At 64.3% G+C, this 23,975-nt stretch carries 19 protein-coding genes; 7 read left to right on the plus strand and 12 right to left on the minus strand.

All coding sequences use genetic code 11. The annotated features are described in order from the left end of the window. Nucleotides 1–54 precede the first annotated feature (54 nt). Together BLT98_RS03485 and BLT98_RS03490 are read left to right on the plus strand one after the other, a co-directional pair. The gene (locus BLT98_RS03485) at nucleotides 55–1,029 is read left to right on the plus strand and encodes a thymidylate synthase (RefSeq protein WP_034784426.1); all 975 of its coding nucleotides are present in this window, start codon (nucleotides 55–57) and stop codon (nucleotides 1,027–1,029) included. Further along, entirely contained in the window at nucleotides 1,029–2,069 is a 1,041-nt protein-coding gene (locus BLT98_RS03490; RefSeq protein ID WP_092605277.1) for an SMI1/KNR4 family protein, read from the plus strand. Before BLT98_RS03485 ends, BLT98_RS03490 begins: the two co-directional genes overlap by 1 nt. On the opposite strand, the gene BLT98_RS03495 is transcribed toward BLT98_RS03490, so the two are convergent. The 4 genes from BLT98_RS03495 to BLT98_RS03510 all read right to left on the minus strand — a co-directional run bounded on the left by BLT98_RS03495 (nucleotide 2,066) and on the right by BLT98_RS03510 (nucleotide 7,923). Beyond that, the gene (locus BLT98_RS03495) at nucleotides 2,066–4,333 is read right to left on the minus strand and encodes an outer membrane beta-barrel family protein (RefSeq protein ID WP_092605279.1); all 2,268 of its coding nucleotides are present in this window, start codon (nucleotides 4,331–4,333) and stop codon (nucleotides 2,066–2,068) included. The genes BLT98_RS03490 and BLT98_RS03495 overlap by 4 nt on opposite strands. Nucleotides 4,334–4,497: 164 nt before the next feature. Beyond that, nucleotides 4,498–5,841, minus strand: a complete 1,344-nt coding sequence (locus BLT98_RS03500; RefSeq protein ID WP_092605281.1) for a VWA domain-containing protein — start codon at nucleotides 5,839–5,841, stop codon at nucleotides 4,498–4,500. Nucleotides 5,842–5,850: 9 nt separating this feature from the next. Next, on the minus strand, nucleotides 5,851–7,104 hold the full coding sequence (locus tag BLT98_RS03505) for a TerD family protein (protein ID WP_092605283.1): 1,254 nt from the start codon (nucleotides 7,102–7,104) through the stop codon (nucleotides 5,851–5,853). A 243-nt stretch (nucleotides 7,105–7,347) separates the two neighbouring features. Next, a complete protein-coding gene (locus BLT98_RS03510) occupies nucleotides 7,348–7,923 on the minus strand; it encodes a TerD family protein (protein ID WP_034784423.1) in 576 nt (191 codons plus the stop codon). A 222-nt stretch (nucleotides 7,924–8,145) separates the two neighbouring features. Here BLT98_RS03510 and BLT98_RS03515 point away from each other — a divergent pair, with 222 nt between their 5' ends. The 4 genes from BLT98_RS03515 to BLT98_RS03530 all read left to right on the plus strand — a co-directional run bounded on the left by BLT98_RS03515 (nucleotide 8,146) and on the right by BLT98_RS03530 (nucleotide 13,533). Beyond that, entirely contained in the window at nucleotides 8,146–8,916 is a 771-nt protein-coding gene (locus BLT98_RS03515) for an alpha/beta fold hydrolase (RefSeq protein WP_092606857.1), read from the plus strand. Next, nucleotides 8,913–9,398: a dihydrofolate reductase gene (locus tag BLT98_RS03520; RefSeq protein WP_092605285.1), complete on the plus strand. Its 486-nt coding sequence runs from the start codon at nucleotides 8,913–8,915 to the stop codon at nucleotides 9,396–9,398. The genes BLT98_RS03515 and BLT98_RS03520 overlap by 4 nt, the downstream gene beginning before the upstream one ends. Nucleotides 9,399–9,636: 238 nt before the next feature. Next, complete coding sequence (locus BLT98_RS03525; protein ID WP_070280737.1) at nucleotides 9,637–11,901, plus strand: arginine/lysine/ornithine decarboxylase; 2,265 nt, start codon at nucleotides 9,637–9,639, stop codon at nucleotides 11,899–11,901. A gap of 237 nt (nucleotides 11,902–12,138) precedes the next feature. Beyond that, the gene (locus BLT98_RS03530) at nucleotides 12,139–13,533 is read left to right on the plus strand and encodes a sigma-54-dependent transcriptional regulator (protein ID WP_092605287.1); all 1,395 of its coding nucleotides are present in this window, start codon (nucleotides 12,139–12,141) and stop codon (nucleotides 13,531–13,533) included. Nucleotides 13,534–13,539: 6 nt separating this feature from the next. Here the strand turns inward: BLT98_RS03530 and BLT98_RS03535 are convergent, their stop codons facing one another. From BLT98_RS03535 to BLT98_RS03570, 8 genes are all read right to left on the minus strand, one after another. Then, entirely contained in the window at nucleotides 13,540–14,268 is a 729-nt protein-coding gene (locus BLT98_RS03535; protein WP_092605289.1) for an amidohydrolase family protein, read from the minus strand. 9 nt (nucleotides 14,269–14,277) lie between these two features. Next, nucleotides 14,278–14,928 (minus strand): hypothetical protein, encoded by a 651-nt coding sequence (locus BLT98_RS03540; protein ID WP_052140303.1) that lies wholly within the window; start codon nucleotides 14,926–14,928, stop codon nucleotides 14,278–14,280. A gap of 34 nt (nucleotides 14,929–14,962) precedes the next feature. Then, the gene (locus BLT98_RS03545; RefSeq protein WP_139179016.1) at nucleotides 14,963–15,784 is read right to left on the minus strand and encodes a GIY-YIG nuclease family protein; all 822 of its coding nucleotides are present in this window, start codon (nucleotides 15,782–15,784) and stop codon (nucleotides 14,963–14,965) included. Next, entirely contained in the window at nucleotides 15,768–16,814 is a 1,047-nt protein-coding gene (locus BLT98_RS03550) for an aminotransferase class I/II-fold pyridoxal phosphate-dependent enzyme (RefSeq protein WP_092605293.1), read from the minus strand. The genes BLT98_RS03545 and BLT98_RS03550 overlap by 17 nt, the downstream gene beginning before the upstream one ends. Before the next feature lie 20 nt (nucleotides 16,815–16,834). Next, on the minus strand, nucleotides 16,835–19,009 hold the full coding sequence (locus BLT98_RS03555; protein WP_092605295.1) for a hypothetical protein: 2,175 nt from the start codon (nucleotides 19,007–19,009) through the stop codon (nucleotides 16,835–16,837). Between the two features lie 10 nt (nucleotides 19,010–19,019). After that, nucleotides 19,020–20,375: a hypothetical protein gene (locus BLT98_RS03560; RefSeq protein ID WP_092605297.1), complete on the minus strand. Its 1,356-nt coding sequence runs from the start codon at nucleotides 20,373–20,375 to the stop codon at nucleotides 19,020–19,022. Nucleotides 20,376–20,379: 4 nt separating this feature from the next. Further along, nucleotides 20,380–21,108 (minus strand): hypothetical protein, encoded by a 729-nt coding sequence (locus BLT98_RS03565; RefSeq protein ID WP_092605299.1) that lies wholly within the window; start codon nucleotides 21,106–21,108, stop codon nucleotides 20,380–20,382. Between the two features lie 63 nt (nucleotides 21,109–21,171). Then, nucleotides 21,172–21,738, minus strand: a complete 567-nt coding sequence (locus BLT98_RS03570) for a hypothetical protein (RefSeq protein ID WP_092605301.1) — start codon at nucleotides 21,736–21,738, stop codon at nucleotides 21,172–21,174. A gap of 424 nt (nucleotides 21,739–22,162) precedes the next feature. Between BLT98_RS03570 and BLT98_RS03575 the strand changes: the two genes are divergently transcribed. Further along, nucleotides 22,163–23,968, plus strand: coding sequence for a DUF1800 domain-containing protein (locus tag BLT98_RS03575; RefSeq protein ID WP_092605303.1), 1,806 nt, complete (start codon nucleotides 22,163–22,165; stop codon nucleotides 23,966–23,968). Nucleotides 23,969–23,975: the final 7 nt, after the last annotated feature.

A 23,975-nucleotide genomic window follows, 5' to 3' on the forward strand; every position in this document is an offset into this window, starting at 1 on the left:
AGCCCGCCTGTCGCGCCTGCGTTACAATCACCATCCTTACCGTTGGAGAAATACATGCAGCAATATCAAGATTTGATCAAGACCGTGCTCGAAACGGGCAGCTGGCAAGACAACCGCACAGGCATCCGCACCCTGAGCGTGCCGGGCGCCATGATGCGTTTCGACTTGGCCAACGGCAATTTCCCTGCCGTGACAACCAAGAAACTGGCTTTCAAATCCGTGATCGGCGAATTGTGCGCCTTCCTGCGCGCCTCGCGCAACGCGGCCGAGTTCCGCGCGCTGGGCTGTAAAGTCTGGGACCAGAACGCCAATGAAAATGCGCAATGGCTGGCCAACCCCTACCGCGAAGGCGAGGATGACCTGGGTCCCGTGTACGGCGTGCAATGGCGCCAATGGCCCGCGTATAAACTGCTGGACGCTGACCAGCCGGCGCAGATCGCCGATGCGCAAGCGAACGGTTTCACCTTGATCGCCCCCATCGCCGAAAACGGCGTGCAGAAAGTGCTGCTGTACAAGGCCGTCGACCAGTTGCGCGAATGCCTGGACACCATCATGCACAACCCCGGCAGCCGCCGCATCCTGTTCCACGGCTGGAACCCGGCCGTGCTGGACGCCGTCGCCCTGCCCGCCTGCCATTTGCTGTACCAGTTCATCCCGAACGCCAGCACGCGCGAAATCTCGCTGTGCTTATATGTGCGCAGCAACGACATCGGCCTGGGCACGCCGTTCAACATCGCCGAAGGCGCCGCCCTGCTGCACCTGGTGGCGCGCCTGACGGGCTACACGCCGCGCTGGTTCACGTACTTCATCGGCGACGCGCACATCTATGAAAACCACCTCGACATGGTGGAAGAACAGCTCAAGCGCACACCCTTCCCGGCGCCGCGTTTCGTCATTTCCGACCGTGTGCCCGACTTTGCCAAAACCGGCAAGTACGAGCCGGAATGGCTGGAAAAAATCGAACCGTCCGATTTCTCGCTGGAAGGCTATGAACACCACGCGCCCATCAAGGCCGCGATGGCCGTCTGATGGCGGTCGCACCGCTGGCAGCCCTGCACCGCAAGCTGTTTGATGAAACCGACGGAAACAAGTTCGCCCGCCTGAAGGACAGGCTGCTGAAAAAGCATGCTGCCGACGAGCGGCAAGCCGTGCTCGCCATCCTAATCGCCTACGCCAGGGACGGCCAGCTGCTGCACTGGCGCGCCTTCCTGATGACGGATATCGTCGCCCTGGCCGAGCCGGGCGAATATGGCGATTTTTTCAGCTGGAGCCTCGATATAGACGGCCTCGCCTACTGGGGCGTGGATGGCATGCTCAAAAGCATGGGCAAGGCGGCGTATGCTCCGCTCGTGGCCCTGGCCACTGCGGAAAATGCCAAGCTGAGCGTGCGCGCCAAGGCCGTCAAAAGCCTGGCCGTGTTCAGCCGCCAGCCTTTCGATGCGGGTTTGCCTTACGATCCCGGCCACTGGAAGGCAGAACAGCTACGGCTGGCCGACGTGCTGGCCTGGCAGGGCGACGCTTATCCGGATGGGGCAGGCCATGCCGTGCCCGCCACCCACGCGTCGCTCGAGTATCCCGGCACGCCGCTGGAAAAAGCCGCGGCCAGGCTGGAGAAAAAGCTGGCCGCCAGTCGCAAGAAGGAGCAGGACCTGGCGCAGCCATCGAACTGGCTGACCATCGCCAGCGCCGCCGACATGGCCGGCATCGCGCAGCGCTGGGCCTTGCCGGAGCACTACCGGCGCTTCCTGGCTTGCCATTCGCCGCTGCGGGTGTTTATCGACAGCCGGCAGTATTTCCAGGGTTTGAGCCTGTATGGCGCGGCCGGGCTCATCAAGGCCCAGCACGGTTACGCCTGGAATCCCGTCAGCGGTGAAGCCATCGCCGGCTGGCCGGAGCAGTACCTGGTGATCGCCGATGCGGGCGCCGATCCGTATTGCCTGGACCTGGGCGCCGTCGCCGATGGCGATGCCCCCGTGTATCGCGCCGAACATGGCATGGGCGCATGGCGCTTCGAGCGCCATGCGGACAGTTTCATCGACTTCCTGAACGAGATCGCGACAGCGGCCTAGCCTGCCTCGCCTCCCGGACCGCCGGGACCGGGGCCGCCTGGCCCGCGTCCGCCCGGCGGGCCGAAACGCGGTTCGCGCTCGCCCTCTTTCGCCGCCGACGTGGCGCCGCCCAGGCGGTACGACAGCCCCACATAAATCATGCGGCCATCGAAGCGCCGCGTGCTCGTCTCGCGCAGGGAAGCGCTGTTGATGACGGTTTCCATCTTGTTGCTGCTAAACACATCAGTCACATTCATGACCAGGCTCAGCTGCGGCGTCACCGTATGGCGCCAGCTCACATTCAAGGTGTTGTTCGGCGAGCGGTAGCCCTGCCCCGACAGCATCTTGCCTTGCATTTGCAGGGCCAGCTGCAGCTGGTTGGCGGGATTGACCTGGTAATTGAGGCGCGCGCGGCCGCTCAGGGCATTCGCCGTGCGCGTGCTGCGGTTGCCCAGGTCATCCGAACTCGTCTGCTGGCTGCGCGCCAGGTTGCCGCTCGTGTTCAGGGTCAGCGATGGCGTCAGCTTGCCGCTGACGCTGAATTCCAGGCCGCTCGAATGGCTGCCTTCGCCGTTTTCGCGCGTCGTCAAGAGCACATTGTCGCTGATAAAGTAGCGGTAATCGACGATGGCGTCCGTGTCGCGCCGGTGGTAGGCGCGCAAGCTGCTTTCCAGGCCCGCGATCTTCGTTTCATAACCGATCTCGAACGAGTCCGTCTGCGTCGGTTTCAGCTTGGGATTGCCGGCCGACACATTGAACTCGTCGCGGTAGACCACGTAAGGATTCAGGTCGCCCGCATTCGGGCGGCGGATGCGGTGCGCATAGCTGAAGCGCAGGTTGCTCTCGTCGCTGACCTTGTAGGTGGCGAACAGGCTGGGAATGTAATTGACGTAATTGTTGCTGGCCTCGACGCCGCTGGTAATCTGGCGCACGTTCAAGTCCGTGTATTCGGCGCGCAAGCCGGCCAGCGCGCCCCAACGTTCGCTCAGGCGCATCTGGTAGGAGCCGTACAGCGCGATGGTGCGCTCGTCGAGCTCGAAACGGTTGCTGCGCATGGGATTGACAGTCTCCAGCAGGCTGCCCGGGTTGATGTCCGTATATAAGGTATCGAAACTGCTCTTGTTGTCGGCCACCTTGTAGCCCAGCTTGGCCGTGCCGCCCGCCAGCGGCCGCTCGTAGTCGCCGCTGAAGTCGACGATGCGGTTGCCCGTCTCGCTGTGCTGGCGCGCGCGGCTGTCGAAGGCATTCACGGGCGTCACCGCGTAGGTATTGGCGTAATCGCTGTCGCTCTCGTTGGTCGACGACGAAACGCGCAAGTCGATCTTCAGCGATTCTCCCGGCAACTCTCCCTTGTGGTCGTAGCGCGCGCCCCAGCTGTAGTTGCGGCTGTCGCCGTTGCGCACGGTGCTGCGCACATAGTCGCCGATGGTGCTGCCCGTGCTGTCGCCGTTGATGTAGCGGTCGAGCGAGCGCTGGTCGTTGCTGCGGCCGTTGTACGACACGCTGGCGGCCAGGGTGTCGCTGGCGTTCAGGTTGTAATTCACCGTGCCGTGCAAGCCCAGCGAATCGTTCAAGCCATTGTTGCTGGACTGCTGGCTGCTGGGGGCAAATGCCCCCGTGCCGCGTTCCAGGCGCTCGCGGCTGACCTCGCCCACGGAATTGCGGCCGTCGTGGCGTACATTGATGCCGCCCTGGTAGCCCCACGGCCCTTCGTTGTAGGTGCCGGACACGGCACTGTTGTAGCGCCCCGCGATGCCCGCATTCGCGTTGACGGTGGTAAAGCCGCCCGGCTTGCGGTTGCGCCGCATCACCAGGTTCAGGATCGGGCCGCCACCGGCTTCGTTGCCGAACTGGGCACCGGGATTGTTGATCACTTCCACGGACTCGATATCGTCGGCCGCCATGGCGTTCAGGGTGGCGCCGCGCGAATCGCCCTGCAACATGGCTGACGGCTTGCCATCAATCAATATCTGCACATTGCTGCTGCCGCGCAGGGAAACGCTGCCATCGGGGTCGACGGCCACCGACGGCACATTGTTCAAGGCATCGGCCGCCGTGCCGTTGCTGCTGCCCACGTCGGACTTGACGTCGTAGACTTGCCGGTCGATGCGGCCCGTGGGACGCTCGGCCGTCACGCTGACGGAAGGCGGTGCATCAATGGCGGGCGCCTTGGCCGGCGCCGGCTTGACGACGGCGTCGCCGGTGGCCGCGGCCTGTGCCTGAGCGGAAACATTGGCAGACAGCAGGCTGCCGCCAGCCAGGCAGCAGAGAACAATTTTATGCATGAAATAAATAGCCCAGGAACTGTGAGGCGCAACGCAAACGCGTGGCAACCGGGAATCGAATGCCATGATTCTAGGGGCCAACGCATAGGCAAACAATTGCAATTTACTTCAATTTACAAATCTCTTGCGCTTGTGGCATTACAGCCTCACACCTTGGGGAGCAGCTAGGTCAGCAGGCCATTGCTACGTGCCAGTTTCAGCCAGCCCGGATACTCCGTCATCAGCAAGTCATACAGTTCCTCATCGCTGTGCTCGTCGGGCGAGCTGACGGAAAAGTAATTGGCATTGTCGACCAGGCGTCCCTGCAATTCGTCGAGCTTTTCCAAAAAGGGGAAGTCGGAATCGGCAAAGGCGGCGAGGAACTTGCTTTTCGATTTGCGCCCCTTGCCGATGCCCATGAATTGCCAGAAGATCGGTTCATTGCTGGCCCAGCGCAATTGTTTCTCCGTCGTCGCCTGGTCGCTGGTGCCGCCATCGGTGACGAACATGACGTACACGGGCAATTCCGCCGCGACGGGGCGCGTGCGCTCGCCGCCGGCCGCGTCAGGGAAGTAAAACGCGCGGATCGCCTGCATGGCGGCGCCATAGCGCGTGTCGCCTTCCAGCGGGTGGCGGATGATCGCCCGCCCCACATAGGTGTTGCAGTTGCTCAAGTCCATGGGTGCCGGATGATGGACGTTCTTGCCGAACAGGAAAACATCGATCTCGCCATCGTCGTCGAACTTGCAGCCCAGGGCCAGGATGCGTTCGGCAAAGCGCTGCACCAGCCCCTCTATATACAGCCGCCCCATGGAACCGGAAATATCCAGGCACAGGCAGACCTTGGCGCGGTGGTCAAGCAAGCCCACTTTTTGCAGCGACACGCCCGCCTGCTTGACCAGGCTGACCAACTGCGGCGCTTCGCGTTCCACGCGCTTTTCCAGGTTGATCTTCGCCTGCATGACGGCAGACGCCGCCGCAGGGCTAGCAAGAGCGGCAGGCGCGGCCTGGTCGACTTCGCCGCCGAAGTGGCGCACCAGGGAGTCGAGCCCCCCATTGAAACCTTGTCCCACGGCCATGCAGCGCCAGCCGCCATCCTTGCGGTACAGTTCGGCAAGCATGACGGCTTTTTCTTGCGCGAAATCACTGCCCGCGAAGGCGAAGCGGGCCAGTTCCCGTCCTCCCGCCAGCAGGCGCACGTGGCCGGCTTGCAGCTGCGACATCACGCCGCCGCCATCGATGGACGCCGTCACGACGAGACGGTCTATGCTGGCCGGCAAGCGCGCCAGTTGCATGGCAAACTCGGTCATGTCGCCAGCGCTGCCCGAACGCGCTTCCACGCCGCCGCATGGCGTGCGCGGCTGGTTGAAAAAGGTCATGTAGCGCTCGTCGGACAGTTTGCCGTCGGCATCGAGACCGAAACAGGCCACGTCGAGCGCCAGTCCCTGCGCCGCCACGCCCACCTGCAGCACGCCGTCGGGAACGAGATTGGCCAGCGGCAAGCGCTGTCCTTTGGACAAGGTTTCCATCAGTGTCTCCTAGGCGATGTAGCGGCGCGGATTGTCCGCATTGAAATCATCTTCGTCTTCCTTGTCCTCGCCCTTGAAGACGACGGGACCGTTGAAGGCCAGCTGCAGGTTCTCGCCCTGCCAGCTCAGCCACGGCGTCGCTTCGCTGCCCGGTTCCGACGTCTTGCCCGACGGTTCCAGAATGATGCTGTCGGGCGTGATGCGCGCCATGCCGATCACATAGGTGTAGACGGAATCGTCGTCGGCCGCCTTGGACAGGCGGAAATCGAATGCGCACTCGACGATCTGCTCGCCATATTGCATGACCATCTTCGGCCGCATGGAAGCGACGGAGACGGCGCCATTGGCCAGCGCCGAATACACGCTGAAGACAAGCCCCACCGTGCCGCCGTAATGCTGCGCCAGGGCGGGATTGACTTCCACGGTTTCCGTGGCGGGCTCCTTGCCCGATGCGCCCGCCACGTCGCCCAGGTGGAGCACGAAGGGCATGACGCCAAAGTTGCCGGGCTTATCGGGCGCCTGGATGAAGCGCATCTGGCCATTCGGCAAGAGGATGCCGACCCGCAAATCAAGGTCGTCGTTGTCGTCGTCGCCATCGCCGTTATCGACCCAGGTAGCCTTGACGGTAAGTTTGCCCGGCGCGCCGGCGCCCTTTTCCAGCGACACCTTGTGCGTCTGGCCTGCCTTGGTCAGCGAGATTTTCGACAGGGAAATCTTGGGTGATGGCGCCGTTTCCGCTGCCGCCTGCGCCACTTCACCGCCGAAATGCGCGACCAGCGCGTCCAGCCCGCCATTGAAACCCTGGCCCACGGCCATGAAACGCCAGCCGCCGTCCTTGCGGTAGAACTCGCCCAGCATGACGGCTTTTTCCTGCGCAAAATCAGCGCCCGCATAGGTGTAGCGGGCCAGTTCGCGCCCGCCGTCGAGCAGGCGCAGGTAACTGCTGCCCAGCTGCGCCATGGTGGCAGCGCCATCGATGGCGGCCGTGACGACCAGGCGCTCGATGGAGGACGGCAAGCGGTCCAGCTGGTAGCTGAAACCGGCCGCATCGCGGGACGGCGCCACGGTTTCCACGCCACCACACGGCGTGCGCGGCTGGTTGAAGAAAGTCATGTAGCGGTCGTCGGACAGCTTGCCGTTGGCATCGAGGCCGAAACAGGCAAAGTCCAGCGGCACGCCAGCGCTGGCGAGGCCCAGTTGCACGACATTGCCCGTGACGAGGCCGGACAGCGCCAGGCGCTGCCCCTTGATCAGGTTTTCCATGCGATTATTTATTCAGGTGTGGGAGCTTCGGACAAGGGCTCAAGGCAAGGCCCGTCGTCCGAAGACAGTACGAATGTACAGTCAGTCCATGGCGGAGCAACGCCGCCATGGACCGCCGTTCTGGGTTCTATACAAAGCTAAAAGAGCTTCGGACAACGGTTCAGGGCAAGGCGCGTCACCGAAGACAGTACGAATAGTACGGCGAGGTGACGCAACGCGGCCATGGGCCGTTTTCCGGAGCTCTTAGGCGTTAATGCCGAAGGAACGTGCAAGTGGGCCCAGGCCGCCTTTGAAACCCTGGCCGATGGCCTTGAATTTCCATTCGCTGCCGGCGCGGTAGATTTCGCCGAAGATCATGGCCGCTTCCGTCGAGCCGTCTTCCGACAGGTCGTAGCGGGCGATTTCCGCGCCGTTGTCGCCATTCAGGCAGCGGATGTAGGCCTTGCCGACCATGCCGAAGTTCTGCTTGCGGTTTTCCGCGTCGTGGATGGTGACGGCCACGGCGATCTTGTCGATATCGGCAGGCACGTTGGCCAGGTCGACGGCAACTTTCTCGTCATCGCCATCGCCGCCGCCCGTGGTGTTGTCGCCCGCGTGGACGATGGAGCCGTCAGCCGACTTCAGGTTGTTGTAGAAAATGAAATCGGCATCGGAGCGGGCCTTGCCATCCGTTTTCAGCAGGAAGGCGCTGCCGTCCAGGTCAAATGCGGCGCCATCGGTGGCGCGCGGGTCCCAGCCCAGGCCAATCACGATTTTCTTCAAGCCAGGAGCTTCCTTGCTCAGGTTGACATTGCCGCCTTTTTGCAAACTGATCGCCATGGTAATTCCTCTTTAATGTGGGGGTTGCATTCGGTGTTTCAGGTCACGTCGCCAGCGTACCGGCTTGATGAGCCATGAGCCTACCATAAAGTTACTGCTTGCCAGCCGCGCACTATTGAAAATAATGCCATGCGGAAAATACCGTGCCGCTGCCCCAATGCGCAAAATGACGGATAATGCCGCTCGACAAAAATTTTTACCATCCTGCACCCAGGCTTGTCCTTGAACAATACCAAGATACGACTCGACTGTATTCCCGGCACCCTGTGCGACGAGCGCCTGTGGTCGCGCCTGGCGCCTGCCCTGGGCGACGCCTTTGATCTGCAGCACGTGCCCCTGCACCAGGCGCGCACGCGCACGCAGATGCAGCAGATGATCGCCAGCCACAGCGCTCCTCAAGCCCATCTGGTGGGCTTTTCGCTGGGCGCCTACCTGGCGCTCGAACACGCGCTGGCGCACCCGCAGCGCGTCCAGTCCCTCACTTTGATCGCCAATTCGGCCAAAGGTTTGCTGCCGGCGGAAATCGAAGCGCGCCAGCGCATCGTCGCCATGCTCGAGCGCAATGCCTATGCGGGCATCACGCGCCAGCGCCTGCGCGAACTGCTGCACCTGTCGCACTTGGAAGACACCGGCATCACGGGCCTGATCCGGCAGATGGGGCTGGACCTGGGCAAGGACGTGCTGCTGGCGCAATTCATCACCACCATCGCCCGCCCCGACCTGATGGCGCGCTTGCCGGAACTCGGTTTTCCCGTGCTGATCGTGGGTGCCGAAGAGGACAAGCTCGTCGATCCCGACGATCTGCGCGCCATGGCCGCCCGCCTGCCGCAAGCCACCCTGCACCTGCTGAAAGACAACACCGGTCACATGATTCCGCTGGAAGCACCAGGCGCGCTGGCCGACGCCATGCGTGCGCATCTGGAGACCGCCGGCAATTTCAACGATAATGGCGGGCATCGGGCATCGCCCCCACCTTTTTCACGGAACCAATGAGCTTACTGACCATCATCGTCGCCACCGACCAGCAAGGCGGCATCGGCATCGACAACACCCTGCCGTGGAAACTGCCGGAAGACCTCGCGCATTTCAAGCGTCTGACGACGGGCCATCCCATCCTCATGGGCCGCAAGACCTTCGATTCCATCGGCCGTCCGCTGCCGAACCGCCGCAACATCGTCATCACGCGCAATCCGGACTGGCGCCATGAGGGCGTGGAAGCGGTGTCGTCGCTGGAAGCGGCCATCGCGCTGCTGGACGGCGCCGAAGGCTATGTCATCGGCGGCGCGGAAATCTACCAGCAGTCGCTGGCACTGGCACAGCGTTTGATCATCACGGAAATCGGCCAGACGTTTGACTGCGATGCCTTTTTCCCCGCCGTTGATCATGCCGTGTGGCAAGAAACCGCGCGCGAAACGCATGTTTCGGAGAAATCCGGCCTGCCTTACGCCTTTGTCACGCTGCAACGCAAAGCCTGATAAGGTTATATTGACTAGCAGAATGTTGCTGTAATACCCCTGTCACACCCATGCGTCACGCTAGCGCACGCTTGTGACGCTTTGCTACGATATTTTTTTCCCGCAGACGCCGCATTTCTGCGAGAATCCCGTTCTTATTTTTTTTCTGCGGCTGCCGGGTTGCACTACCGCCTGACCGTCGCGCCCTAGTCCGCCCCTTCACATATGTCAGGGGCGGCTTGCTTTTTTGGAGACATGCATGAAATTTCGTTTCCCTATCGTCATCATTGACGAGGATTTCCGTTCTGAAAATACGTCCGGCCTGGGCATTCGCGCCCTTGCCGCCGCAATGGAAAAAGAAGGCATGGAAGTGCTGGGCGTGACCAGCTACGGCGATTTGTCGCAATTTGCCCAGCAGCAATCGCGCGCGTCAGCCTTCGTGCTGTCGATCGACGATGAAGAATTCGGCGCCGGTTCCATCGAGGAAACCGATCACGCCTTGAAATCGCTGCGCGCCTTCGTCGAGGAAATCCGCTACAAGAACGCCGATATCCCTATTTATCTGTACGGCGAAACGCGCACCTCGCGCCATATCCCCAACGATATCCTGCGCGAACTGCATGGTTTCATCCACATGTTCGAAGATACGCCGGAATTCGTCGCGCGCCACATCATCCGCGAAGCGAAATCCTACCTGGATGGCCTGTCGCCGCCATTCTTCCGCGCACTGGTGCACTACGCCAACGACGGTTCCTACTCATGGCACTGCCCCGGCCACTCGGGCGGCGTGGCGTTCCTGAAGTCGCCGATCGGCCAGATGTTCCACCAGTTCTTCGGTGAAAACATGCTGCGCGCCGACGTCTGCAACGCCGTCGAGGAACTGGGCCAGCTGCTCGACCATACGGGCCCTGTCGCCGCGTCCGAACGCAATGCCGCGCGCATCTTCAATGCCGACCATTGCTATTTCGTCACCAACGGTACGTCCACCTCGAACAAGATGGTGTGGCACTCGACCGTGGCGCCAGGCGACATCGTCGTCGTCGACCGCAACTGCCACAAGTCGATCTTGCACTCGATCATCATGTGCGGCGCGATTCCCGTGTTCCTGATGCCGACGCGCAACCACCTGGGCATCATCGGCCCTATCCCGCTGCATGAGTTCACGCCGGAAAGCATTGCCCGCAAGATCGAAGCCAATCCGTTCGCGCGCGAAGCGAAGAACAAGAAACCGCGCATCCTGACCATCACGCAATCGACCTACGATGGCGTGATCTACAACGTGGAAACCCTGCGCGAAATGCTGGACGGCAAGATCGACACCCTGCACTTCGATGAAGCGTGGCTGCCGCACGCCACCTTCCACGATTTCTACAAGAATATGCACGCCATCGGCAAGGACCGTCCGCGCGCCAAGGAATCGATGATCTTCTCGACCCAATCCACGCACAAATTGCTGGCCGGCCTGTCGCAGGCCTCGCAAATCCTCGTGCGCGAATCGGACACGGTCAAGCTGGACCAGGACGCCTTCAACGAGGCTTACCTGATGCATACCTCGACGTCGCCGCAGTATTCCATCATCGCTTCGTGCGACGTGGCCGCGGCCATGATGGAAGCGCCGGGCGGCACGGCCCTGGTGGAAGAGTCGATCATGGAAGCGCTCGATTTCCGCCGCGCCATGAAGAAGATCGACCAGGAGTGGGGCCAGGACTGGTGGTTCCAGGTGTGGGGTCCGGCCACCTTCAACGACGAAGGCATGGGCCAGCAGGAAGACTGGATGATACGCGCCGAGGATGACTGGCACGGCTTCGGCGACCTCGCTCCCGGCTTCAACATGCTCGACCCGATCAAGGCGACCATCGTCAACCCGGGCCTGTCGCTGGACGGCCAGTTCGGCGACACGGGCATCCCCGCGTCCATCGTCACCAAATATCTGGCCGAGCACGGCGTCATCATTGAAAAATGCGGCCTGTACTCGTTCTTCATCATGTTTACCATCGGTATCACCAAGGGCCGCTGGAATACCCTGCTGACCGCCTTGCAACAGTTCAAGGACGACTACGACAAGAACCAGCCGATGTGGCGCATCCTGCCAGAGTTTGCGGCGGCCAACCCACGCTACGAAAAAATGGGCTTGCGCGACCTGTGCCAGCAGATCCATGATTTCTACAAGGCTTACGACGTGGCCCGTTTGACGACGGAAATGTATCTGTCGGACATGATCCCGGCCATGAAGCCGTCGGACGCCTTCGCCAAGATGGCGCACCGCGAAATCGAGCGCGTGGCCATCGACGAACTGGAAGGCCGAATCACGTCCATCCTGCTGACGCCGTACCCGCCGGGTATTCCGCTCTTGATCCCCGGCGAGCGCTTCAACAAGACCATCGTCGACTACCTGCGCTTCGCACGCGACTTCAACGAGCGCTTCCCCGGCTTCGAGACGGATGTGCATGGCCTCGTGAAACGCGAAGTCGATGGCAAACGCGGCTACTTCGTCGATTGCGTCAAACTGGATGAGAACGCCTAAAAATCGTCCATGGCGGCGTTGCATTGCCTAGCCGTACTATTCGTACTGTCTTCGGCAATGCGCCTTGCCCTGAACGTTTTTAGCCATTCTTGTGACGTTCCTTGAACGTCACTCATGAACGCCACCTTTCAGGTGGCGTTTTTCATTTCAGGCCACCGCGCACGCTTGCGCCAGATCAAACGGCTGGGGTATCGGGCTTCTAAGATGGGCGACTCGTGCCCTCGTGATGGCAGGCATATGACGCTCAAGGTGTGGCTGGAAATCATGCAGCAGGCGGCGGCTGGCAGTGGCGCCTTGCTGATGACGGCCCTGAAGCAGGCTCAGGTAACTGTAGCCCGGCGGCACGATGGCGAGGAAGACGGCGCGGGCATCGTGCTGTTTGCCGAGACCGATAAGGCCCTGCTGCAAGCGCTGCCGGCGCTGTGCGGCCATGCCCGCGTGCTGGCCATTGCCACCTGCGGCCGCCCTCCCAGCTGCGCGCAACAGCGGGCCCTGATGGCGGCAGGCGCGCTCGATGTGCTGCTGTGGCCTGGCGGCGCCGTCGATGCGGGCCAGGTGCTGGCGCGCCTGCAGCGCTGGCAAGCCGTGGCGCAGATACTGGCGTCCGGCGCCGTGCGCCAGCATCTGGTGGGCGACAGCGCGGCCTGGACCGCCTTGCTGCACCAGGTAGTGGAAATGGCCGCCTTCAGCCAGGCGTCGATGCTGATCACGGGCGAGACGGGCACGGGCAAGGATTTACTGGCGCAACTGGTCCACCGCCTCGGCAACTGCAGAGGCGACTTCACCATCCTCGACTGCACCACCCTGTCGCCGGAACTGGCCGGCAGCGAACTGTTCGGCCATGAACGGGGCGCGTTTACGGGCGCGGCGGCCGCGCGCGACGGCGCTTTTGCCCTGGCCGACGGCGGCGTGCTCTTCCTCGATGAGGTGGGCGAACTGCCGCTGCTCCTGCAGGCGCAGCTGCTGCGCGCCATCCAGGAGCGCAAATACAAGCGCGTGGGCGGCAATACCTGGCAGCCGACGCAATTCAGGCTCGTCTGCGCCACCAACCGCGAACTGGAAGGCGAGGTGGCGCGCGGCGCCTTCCGTGCCGACCTGTATTACCGCATCGCCGGCTGGCGCTGCCAGATACCGCCCTTGCGCGCACGCCAGGACGACATCCTGCCGCTGGCCCGCCATTTCCTCGCTGAACTGGCCCAGCAGCCGCCGCCCCCGCTGGACGCCGCCGTGCGCGAATACCTGCTGCTGCGCGACTATCCGGGCAATGTGCGCGAACTGCGCCAGACCGTCACGCACATCTGGCACCGCCATTGCGGCCCCGGCCCCATCACCATCGGCGCCCTGCCCCCGGAAGAACGGCTGCTGGCGCCGCACTGGCCCGACCAGCACTTTGAAGCGGCCGTGCGGCGGGCCCTGGCCCAGGGCTGCACGCTGTCGCACATCACGCGCTGCGCCACCGACACGGCCATCCGCCTCGTGCTGGCCGATGAGCACGGCAACAACCAGCGCGCCGCCGCCCGCCTTGGGGTGACCGACCGCGCCCTGCAGTTACGCCGCAAGGCGGCCGCTTGCGCTGCACAAGCGGCCACCACCACTGTCGCGGCAGCGCCGGTCACGCCAGCCGCGCGGTAAGCCGCGTCACGCCAGCCGCGCCAGCCGCAAGAAATTGCCGCCCGTGATCAGCGCCATATCCTGCGGCGGCAAGCCCAGCAACTGAATCTTGTGCAATTCCAGCCCCGGATGCAGCCAGGGACCATCCGAACCGAACAAGACCTTGTGCGGTCCCGCGCGGCGCACGGCCTGCTGCAGCAAGTCAAAACGCCGCACGCCCGAGCTATCCGTATGGATGTTGCGGTGGCGCACCAGATGGTCGATCAGCGCCAGCTGCGCGGCCCAGTCGTCGCCAAAGCTGCCCAGGTGCGGCAGGATGAAATCGACGTCGGGATACTGCTGCGCCAGCAGCTCGGCCACGGCCACCTCGCCGGCCGGGTCGTACAGCACGGGCAAGCCGAAGAAACGGGCCGCCTCGCACACTTCGCCGCTAATGCGCGCGTCCAACCGGTGCGCCTTGAGGCCGACAAAGCCGTACCGCTCGACGGCCGTGCGCACCAGATCCATGATGCGGCCCCGGTCGCGCCGCGCATGCACGAAGGCAAAGCCGTAGAAACGCTGCGGATCGGACGACACCAGGCGCGCCACGCCATGGTTGGCGATGGCGTAATCGGAGTGGAAGGTGGCGAACAGCACGCTGCGGGCGATGCCGGCCGCCTGCGCGCGGCGCAGGTAGGCTTGCAGCGGCGCATCGCTGTCCCACGGCCCGCTCAAGCCGTCGCCCGGTCCCGCATGACAGTGGCAATCGATGATCATCTTGTCGCGCTATTGCCAGTCGCCCATGACGACGATGCGGTTGCCGCGCCGGCGCCAGCGCCCGCTCTCCTCCTCGCTCTGCGGCGCGGCCGAACGAAAATGCGGCAGTTGCTGATGCAGGGCCCGCGTCAGCGCGCTTTCCACGGCACGCGCGCTGCCGTCGCCGTCGGCAGCCAGGCGTGCCGCCTGCCCCGCGATGCGCACGAAGCGGCGCGCCAGCTCCAGTTCGCGATCGGCCGGCGCCTCGGCTTCCATTTCCAGTTCCAGCGCATTGCTGGCGGCGCGCCCCAGGGCCGAGCCGAGCGCCGTGCCCACGCCCGGTATCGGGATCATCGAGCCCAGGGCGCCGCCGACAAAGGGCAAGGCCGTCTTGGCCACGGCCTTCAAGGCGCCACCCAAGGGCTTGGCCACCTTGGCAATGGTCGAGCCCACCTTCTTGACTCCCTTCCACACGCTCTTGAAGACATTGCCAAGAAACTGTTCCAGCTCCGCTTCGCTGGACACTTCCAGCAATTCCATGGCCAGCTGCAGTTCTTCCTCTTCGCTGAAGACGGCCGGCGCGCGGCCCTTGCCGGACCAGTCCTGGCCGAACTCCAGCACTTCAAACGCAGCGCCGGCCCGCTGCCGGCATTGCGCGCATTCGCATTCGAGTTGGTGCATGATGTTCTCCTTCGCAGTCGTCAAAGCGCTGTCGTCAGCCCCACATTTCACCCAGCACGGCCAGTTCCAGTTCGCGCCGCTGGTTCGTCAGCACGCCGCGCTGGTTGGCGAACATGTCGTCGTGGATGCGCTGTTCGATCCGGCGCCGCTGCGCCGCCGAGGACAGGGGCGCCACATACACCTGGTGCGCGCTCACGTCGACGGCCAACATCTGGCCGCACAGCCGGTGCTGCAGCAAACGCCGGTGCAGATCGTCCGTCTGGCCGCTGTAGGCACGGCGCCTTCCGCCCGCATCGAACTCGATGACGTACAGGCCCGGCCCCCGGCCATTCGCGTCGCGCAAGGCGTCGGCGAGCGTCCCCAGCGCCTGGTAGCGCAGGGCGGCCGCTTCCGGCACCCGGCCCATGGTGCCGGCCAGCGTTGGCGGGACTTCGCCCTGCTGCTGGTCATCGTCCTGCCCCTGATCCTGGTCCGTATCCACTCCCTGGTCCGGCCCCTGCTGGTCGCCAAAGGCCGGCTCCGCCGCAGGATAAGCCGCCGGATAAATGGTCGGGTAGATGGGCGCATAGCCGCCCCAGCCCCGGTAGCGCGGCGGCAGGTAGGGCATGGGCTGGGGAGCAAAGCGGGGCAGACGGCGGCCCTGCCCCTGGTAGCGCGGCGGCGCGGGACGGCGCGCGCCTCGCAGCGGCGGCCTTGCACGCAGGCCGCCTCGCCCGCCGCCAGGACGCATGCGCTCTTCCTCCCATTCCCCCTCTTCCTCCCCTTGCCACTCCTGCGACCACTCTTGCGACCACTCCTGTTCGCCGGCCGCCCCTGGCTGCCCCGCAAAGGGCAGTATTTCAAACGCTTCGTTCATATCGCCTCCTGATGTGATGTTCAAGCAAGCCCATCGCCTGCTCCAGTTGCCGCGGCGTCTGGTCGGCCCGCAGCAAAAAAGTCAGCGCGCCGGGACCGTCTCCCGCTTGCGCCAGCGCCAGCACGCCCGCTGCGCGCAAGGCTTGCCGCAAATGGGCGCGGCCGGGCAAACGCTGCACGGGAAAGCTGCCACCGCGGCAGGCAATGCCGGCCGCCGCCATCCCCGTCCGCCATTGCGCCACCCTGTCCGCCAGCCTGGCGCGCAGGGCGTCGCCATGGCGGGCATTGAGCGCCAGCGCGCGCCGCGCCGCCGCCAGCACGGCTGCCGAAGGCGGACTGGCATGCACGCGCGTCTGGCTGTGCGCCGCGAAGCGCCGCAGCAGCTTGCGGCTGCCGGCCAGCACGGCCAGCGGCACGCCAAATCCCTTGGCCAGCGAGGCGCCGACGATCACGTGGCCGCCGCCCTTGTCGTAGCCGCCCGGCAAGCCATGCAGCCGCACCGAGCCGCCACCGGCCGTGCCCGCCACGCCCAGCACCTGCGTATCGTCCAGCAGCAGGTAACCGCCTCCCTGGCATGCGAGGGCCGCATAGCCGGCCAGCGGCAAGACCTGTTCGCTACCCGGCACATAGCCATCGGCCAGGATCAGGGGGCGCCGCCCTTGCCTGCCCCAGGCCGCCGCCAGTTGCCGCAACGCCGCCATCTCGCCGCTGGGAAACAAGCGCAAGGGCAAACCCAGCGCCTGCGCCCGCTCGGCGCCCCAGCGCGCGATGGCGTAGCTGCCGCCATCGACGAGGATCACCAGGCGCTCGGCAGCCAGCATGCCGAACAGGTCCCAGAACAGGTGCAAGGTCGACGGCAGCACGCAGGCCGCCTCGCAGCCTTGCAGCGCAGCCAGGCTTGCTGCCAGGGCCTGCGCGCCGGGCGGCTCCTGCAGCGCGGCCGGCTTGCCCAGGCTCAAGCTGCTCCACGGCGCCAACGCGGCCGCCGGATGGCGCATGCCCAGGTAGAGGGCGCTGGTAAAGTCGAGCATGCACCCGCCCCGCCCCCGCCCTAGACACTGCGCAGCTGCTGGCTCAGGCGCTGGCGCAGCAACACCGAGGGCATCGTCGATTCGATCGCCGGGTCGCTGCTGTCGACGGACAGGTCGACCCCGGTGGCGGCGCGATAGCCGTGGATGTAGCCTTGCACTTGCGGGCGCCAGAAGCGCGCCCAGTTGAATGCCTGCGTCGGTTCATAGATGTCGCTCCAGTTGCCATAGCGCACGGACAGCAGCAATTGCTCGCCGAAGATGGCGAGGTTGCGGAAGTGCATCACGCTCGTATCCGTCCAGCCTTGCAATTTCTTCATGGCATCGACCCTGTCCATCCACGGTTCCGGATACGCCACCATCACGCGCGTAGGCAAAAATTCACGGAATTCGGGGCGCGCCAGCATCCATTGCTGCATCAGCATTTCGATGCGCGCCGTCGACGGCAAATCGCCGAACTGGTTGTGCGCGCCCTGCGACAGGATCAAATGAATTTCCTTGAGCGCGTTGAGCACGGGGAAGGCGTCCGCCTTCACGGTGGTGTCGTCATCCTGCTTGTAGAACGAAGTGAGCAGGCGCAGCAAGTGGTGGAACGCTTCCAGGAATTTGGAGCGGCTATCGGCTGGCCGGAAGTGCTGCACTGCCTTGCCGTCCAGGCGCACACCGTAGTGATGGTCATACTCATAGTTCCGGCGCATCACGGTCAGCCGATGCTGCTCATCCTGCGTGTATCCCCAGAGTAAATTATTCAGCGGACGCAACATGTCGATTTCCGTGTTCGACAGGGGATCGAGTTGCTTGCCCGGCGCGCGCAGATTCTGGAAGCGTTGCGCGATGGCATTCATGGTTTGTACCAGCATGCCCTCTTCGTGCCAGTACGACCAGATCAGTTCCAGCAGGCAGGGATTGGCCAGCTTTTCCTGGATGATGCCGAAGCACAGGTCCACTTCGCCTTCCTGGCCGCGCGGGATGCTGATGGGGATGTCGGGCAGCTTGCGGCGGATCACGGCCAGGTAGGGCAAGGTCTGGAAACCATCGATGTTTTCCAGGTAATCGTTGCGCAGCACGGTTTCCAGGTCGCGCCCCTGGGGGATGTCGCGCCGGTCCAGGTAGGCGTTGTCTTCCGCGGGATTGAAGGCCAGCGGCTGGTTCAGCACGCCGCAATTGACCATCACGAACGCCTCCGTCGCCACTTTCAGCACGCGGTAGGAATCGGCATCCGAAAACGGCAGCGCGCGGCGCTGCTTGAGCTGCTGGAACATGTCGGCCTTTTTGACGAAGCGCTCCTGCTCGAAGCCGCGCACATTGGCCAGGTCGCCGCAAAACAGGCTGTCCATGAAATGCAGGTAATTCGTAAACGACATCGCTTCAGTGCTGTTGCGTATCAGGGTCCACAGCGGCAAATCTTCCGTCGGCTCCGTTTCCGTGCGCGTCAGCGACACGCCCACATTGCCCGAGATGGGCTGCGGCTGGCGCTCCTCCGCCTCGTATTCCGCGTCCACGGCCAGCATGGCGTTCGGGCTCAGCCCTTCCGGCACGGGCAAGGCATTGCGCAGCTCGGGACGCTGCGACAACATCATCTGCCCCGTGAAACGGTGCATGCCGGCACGCCGCACGGGGGTGGAAAAGGCATTCGGCACACCACGCATGGGTACCCACGGGGCGGCGGCCAGCACCTGCACCTGGTCGCGCCCGTCTGCGCTTTGATCGCCGTCAAACGAGACGGTGGCCACGGCACGGTCACCCACCCTGCCAAAATTGCAGTCGCTGGGATGGCAGTCCGCCGTTTCAAAAACCAGCCCCACCTGCGGATTGAGCTGCGGCTTGAAACACAGCACGGCGCTGCAGCCGGACTGCACCGTCACGCACTGCGGCGCCGTGGCGGGGAAATTGCCATACACCCCCACGTAGCTGCCCGTGGCCAGGTCGGCAAACACGGTACTGCCACGGCCATCCGTCCAGCGCACGCCCACCAGCATGGCGGGATCGGCTACCCAGGTGGCGGCATTGAAATCATGGCAATCCGCCTCGGCTCCCCGGTACAGGCTGATGGCGGCATTGACGACCATGGCCCCGCTGTCCTGCTCGTGCACGGTGACAGCGATGCTGCCGCCGTGGTGCTTCGGCCCCGCCTGGCCCGCCGCCCCGCTCCTGCGGCCCATCTTGCCACCCATATTGCTGCTCATCTTGCTGCTCATGTCATTCTCCTCAATGGATAATCAAACGCGATGCCAGGAGCGGCAGCGGCCTGCCGGGCTGGCGGCCATGCCGCACGACATCCGCGCACAGCTCCGACGTGTCCAGGGTGCTGCGCAGGGCCCAATGGGTCAGCAAACGCCCCAGCAGCTCGCTTTCGTCTTCCGGGCTCAAGGCACCGCTGGCGCGCGCCTGGCCCAGCACGGCGAACACCAGGGTCGGCGTCGCCCGGTACATCTGCCCCGGCGCCAGGCTCCAGCTGCGAAACAACTGCGCCAGCATGGCCGGCTGGCGCGTGTGCACGGCCATGGCTTCGACCAGCGAGCCGCCGCGCAAGGCCGGCGGCCGGTGCTGCACCAGCAAGCCCACCAGGGCAGCCATGCTGGTCTGCAACTGTTCCAGCAGCCGCTGCCGGGCCGGCGGCAGGCCGGCCAGCGGGTAGTACGACAGCCACAGCTGCTCCAGGCGGTCCCACTGCGGATGCGGATACAAGGCCCGTCCCATGGCGCAGCTCAGGCGCACCCGCAGCCATGGCACCGGGTGGGGATCGTCGATATTGAGGCGGAAGACAAACACGCGCGGCAGGCTGACCACGCCGATCAGGCCCAGGGTGGCGGCCACGCCGACCCGCGCCAGCGACCAGAAATCGGCCACGATCTCGGAAATCCACCGCTCCCACAATTGCCACACGTGAACAAAGCCGCTGCCGCCCTGCTGCATCGCTTGCAGCACGGGCCGCAAGGACGCCACCAGGTCCAGTAGCGCAGCCCCCTGGTGGCCTATTTCGTGCACCAGCGACGAGGCGATGCTGCTGCCGATCATGCGTTCGCGCGGCAGGCGGATGATGGCGACGGGATTGTCGCCGCCGCCGGGCAGGCGCGTGCGCGCACGGCGGATGGCCGCGCCCGGCCCCCGGTCCAGGTAGCAGATCACGGGCGGCGCCTGGTACACATTGCCGGGCAGCGCCAGCGCGTCGGCGGCAACAATGTCCAGGCCGGCCAGCCACACGCCCGTCTTGTGCTCGCTGCGCTGGGTGATGACTTCGTTGAACAGATCGAACTGGGTCAGCGCGGCATTGAACTTCAGGCGCAGGAAGGTAAAACGGCGCTGCGCCTCGGCGGCCGTGGCCATGCTGGCGCCATCGGCGTGCTCGCGCCGCAGCCACCACTGGAACTGGGCCACCATGCGCCGCAATGCGCGCCGGCCCTGTACCAGCTGGCTTTCGATGGCCGACTGGGCGCTGGGCATCAGGGCCGCCGCCAGCACCGTCGGCTCGATCAGCGCGAACGGCTCCAGCCGCGCCAGCCGCGTCAGCAGCGAGCGCGCCTCCTGCTCCAGCATCCAGGCAGCATAAGCGCCGATGGCCATGATGTCAGACCCCGTACAGGACGATTTTGTGACCCTGGCGCGCCCAGCGGCCACTGGACGGACGCATGCCGGCGCCGCTGCGCGCACCGCCCTGCACCATGCCGCCACCCGCACCAGCGCCGCTGCCGTTCTGCGTGGAGACCTGGCTGCCGGGGCGTCCCAGCAAGCCTGGCGCGAACTGGCGCGCCGCCGCGCTGACCGCCGACTGGGCGATGGCGCGCGGATCGCCCGCACCGCGCGCTTGCGCGGCGCGGTTGACGGTATCGGCGGCCAGGCGCACGAACTGCTTGGCGCCCTCGAATTCGCGGTCCTCGTTCGACGACGCTTCCGCTTCCAGCCCCAGTGCGCCGCCAGCGGCCGAGGCCAGGCCGCTGCCTATCTTGGCCCCAAGCGGGCCGCCGAAATAGCCACCGATGGCGCCGCCGGCCAGGGGAATGGCCTTCTTCGCCACGCCCTTGAGCACGCCGCCGATGGCTTGCCCCACGGGCGACTTGATGATGCCACCCGCGACGGAAGCAGCCTTGCGCAGGAAATTGCCGAGAAACTGCTCGAGTTCGGCTTCATTGCTGACCGACAACAATTCATTCGCCAGCTCCATCTCCTCGGTCTCGGAAAACATGGCGTTCGCGCCCCCCTCGCCGCTCCACTCGCCCTGGCCAAACTCGAACTGCTCCGCTTCAAAACCGGACATCTCCTGTCCGTATTCCAGGGTCGTACGATCCAAGTCATGCATGATGAGCTCCTCAAAGTTATAACCTCGGTTGGGACTACCTTGCCGGACAGACTGGCCGTCCGGCTAACAATCGAGCACGACGATGTGCCCGCCCTCGCGGCGCCAGCGGCCAGCGTCCCGTCCTGGCGTTTGCGCCGCCTGCCTGAGCAAGCCTGGCGCCACGCTGCGTGCCACTTGCAGCAGGGCCGTTTCCACCCACGCCCTGGGAGCGCGCGCGCCGGTGGCGCCGTCCTGCGCCAGCTCCGTATTGACGGCATCGATCAGATGCACGACCTGGCGCGCCAGTTCGAATTCCTTGTCTTCCGGGCTCAAACCTTCCAGTTCCATGCCGAAGATGCCGGCAGCGCGCCGCTTGAGCGCCTGCGGCGAACCACCATGCAACGGCAACAGGGGCGCCACCACCTTGCCCAGCAGCTGGTGCAGCGGTCCTTCCAGCGGCGTACCGCGCACTTGCCGGCCCGCCGCAGTGGCGCCCAATTGGCGCGCCAAGAAAGCGTCGAACTGGGCCGGCGCCTGCAGTTCCAGCAACTGCGCCGCCAGTGCCAGCTCGTCTTCCTGCTGCAGGGGCAGCAGGCCCGGCGCTTCAGGCAATTCCATTTCGGGACGATAGGCGAGCAGACGGCTGGTCATGGCAGGCTCCGGTGAAAGGCGGGCGGGTGACCCATGCCTCCCTGACGCAAGGGCCATGCCAGCCATGCGCAGGGAAAGGACGCGGGGAAAAAACGGAGCGGGTGGCGAACGGCATTTCGCCGATGACGTAAAAACCATGGTTTCCGGCGAAGCGGGTTTCGTTGCCAAGATGAGCTTTCAAACAAGCTTAATTGGCGGGAATGATTACGTCGCCTATCCGCCACAGTGCGCGTAATCGGCAAAAAATATTTTCCATTTTCAAAGAATAAAGTTCGCCCTACAGCGCCGAAAAGAGCATCAACACCACGCCAACGTCAGGCAAATGAAAACGTGGCCAACACGTAAATAGTTAATTGAAAACAGGATTGTGGTAGCTAGGGCCTACAATTAATGGGCTAAAATTTGATTGCCCGAGAGAAACTAAATGACAGACCCAACTTTGCGCCGTTTGCTGGCCATCACATTGGTCAGCCTGCTTGCCGCATGCGGCGGTGGCGGCGACAGCAACACCGGCGCCATCCAGAACCCGGACATCTCGGTGGTTCCTCCAGGGACCACCGCCCCCGGCGATCCGGCAGCCCCCGGCACCACGCCAGGCGATACCATTCCTCCGCCGCCGCTGACCACGCCTCCGGCCGGCCAGGCGGCCACCACCTTCACGCGCCAGGAAGCGTCGCGCTTCCTGGGCCGCGCCACGTTCGGCCCCAACATGGCAGCCATCGATGCGCTGGCGGCCAGCGACAGCGATGCGTGGTTCAGGACTCAGTTTTCCAAACCGCAAACCTTGCACCGCGCGTATATCGACAAACTGCTGGCGGCCGAAGCGGCCGGAGGTGAAAAGCTGACGTCGCGCGGCTTTGACGAATCGTTCTGGCAGCAAAGCATGCGCGGCGAGGACCAGTTGCGTCAACGCATCGCCTTTGCCCTGTCGGAAATCTTCGTCATTTCCATGCAAAACGATGCCATCCAGCCACGAGTACGTGGCGTGGCCGCCTACTACGACATGCTGGGCCACCACGCTTTCGGCAACTTCCGCAATCTGCTCAATGACGTGGCCCTGCATCCGATGATGGGGCTGTACCTGTCGCACATGCGCAATCAGAAAGAAACGGCAACCCGTGCACCGGACGAAAATTTCGCGCGCGAAGTGATGCAGCTGTTTACCATCGGCCTGTACCAGCTCAATGCTGATGGCAGCCTGAAACTGGCTGCAGGCAAACCCATCGCCACCTATACGCGCGACGACGTAGTCGGGCTTGCCCGCGTGTTTACCGGCTGGAGCTGGGCCGGTCCCGATTTGAGCAACAACCGCTTCATCGGCAACGTGGCCGATCCCGACCGCGACTGGAAACCGATGCAGAACTACCCTGCGTTTCATTCCAGCGGAGAGAAGCGTTTCCTGGGACAAAGCATATCCGGCGTCACCAGCGGCGAGGCGGACTTGAAACTGGCACTCGATACCCTGTTCAACCATCCGAACGCGGGACCATTCTTTGCCCGCCAACTGATCCAGCGCCTCGTCAGCAGCAATCCCAGCCCCGCTTATGTGGGCCGGGTAGCGGCCGCCTTTGCCAACAACGGCAATGGCGTGCGCGGCGACATGCAAGCTATCGTCCGCGCCGTGCTGCTCGATCAGGAAGCGCTGGCGGCCAGCGGGACAAGTTTGCGCACCGGCAAGCTGCGCGAGCCGATAATGCGCCTCGCCAGCTGGATCCGCGCCTTCGACGCCAAGGCGTCCAACGCACGCTACCGCATCTACTATCTCGATGATCCCTTGACCGGGCTGGGCCAGGGGCCCTTGAATCCCGCATCCGTGTTCAGCTTCTTCCGCCCTTCCTACATACCGCCCAACTCCGCGCTGGCCGGCGCGGGCCTGGTGGCGCCGGAACTGCAGATCACATCGGAGCCGTCCGTCACCGGCTACCTGAATTACATGCAGGATGTGCTCGACAGGGGCGTGGGCGAAGCCCGCGAAATCAAGCCGGACTACACGCGCGAACTGGCACTTGTCAGCGACACGGGCGCACTGCTCGACCGCATCAACCTGCTCCTGATGCATGGCAGCATGCCCGCCAGCCTGCGCGGACAAATCCTGACCGCCATCAATGGCGTCAGCATCCCCGCGGCCACGGCCAGCAATGCCGCGCAGGTAGCCACGGCCCAGGCCAACCGCGTCAAGCTGGCCATTTTCCTGACCATGGCCTCGCCGGCCTATCTGGTGCAAAAATAAGAGCGAT

It is taken from the genome of Janthinobacterium sp. YR213 (genome assembly GCF_900099875.1).
Lineage (GTDB): Bacteria > Pseudomonadota > Gammaproteobacteria > Burkholderiales > Burkholderiaceae_D > Janthinobacterium > Janthinobacterium lividum.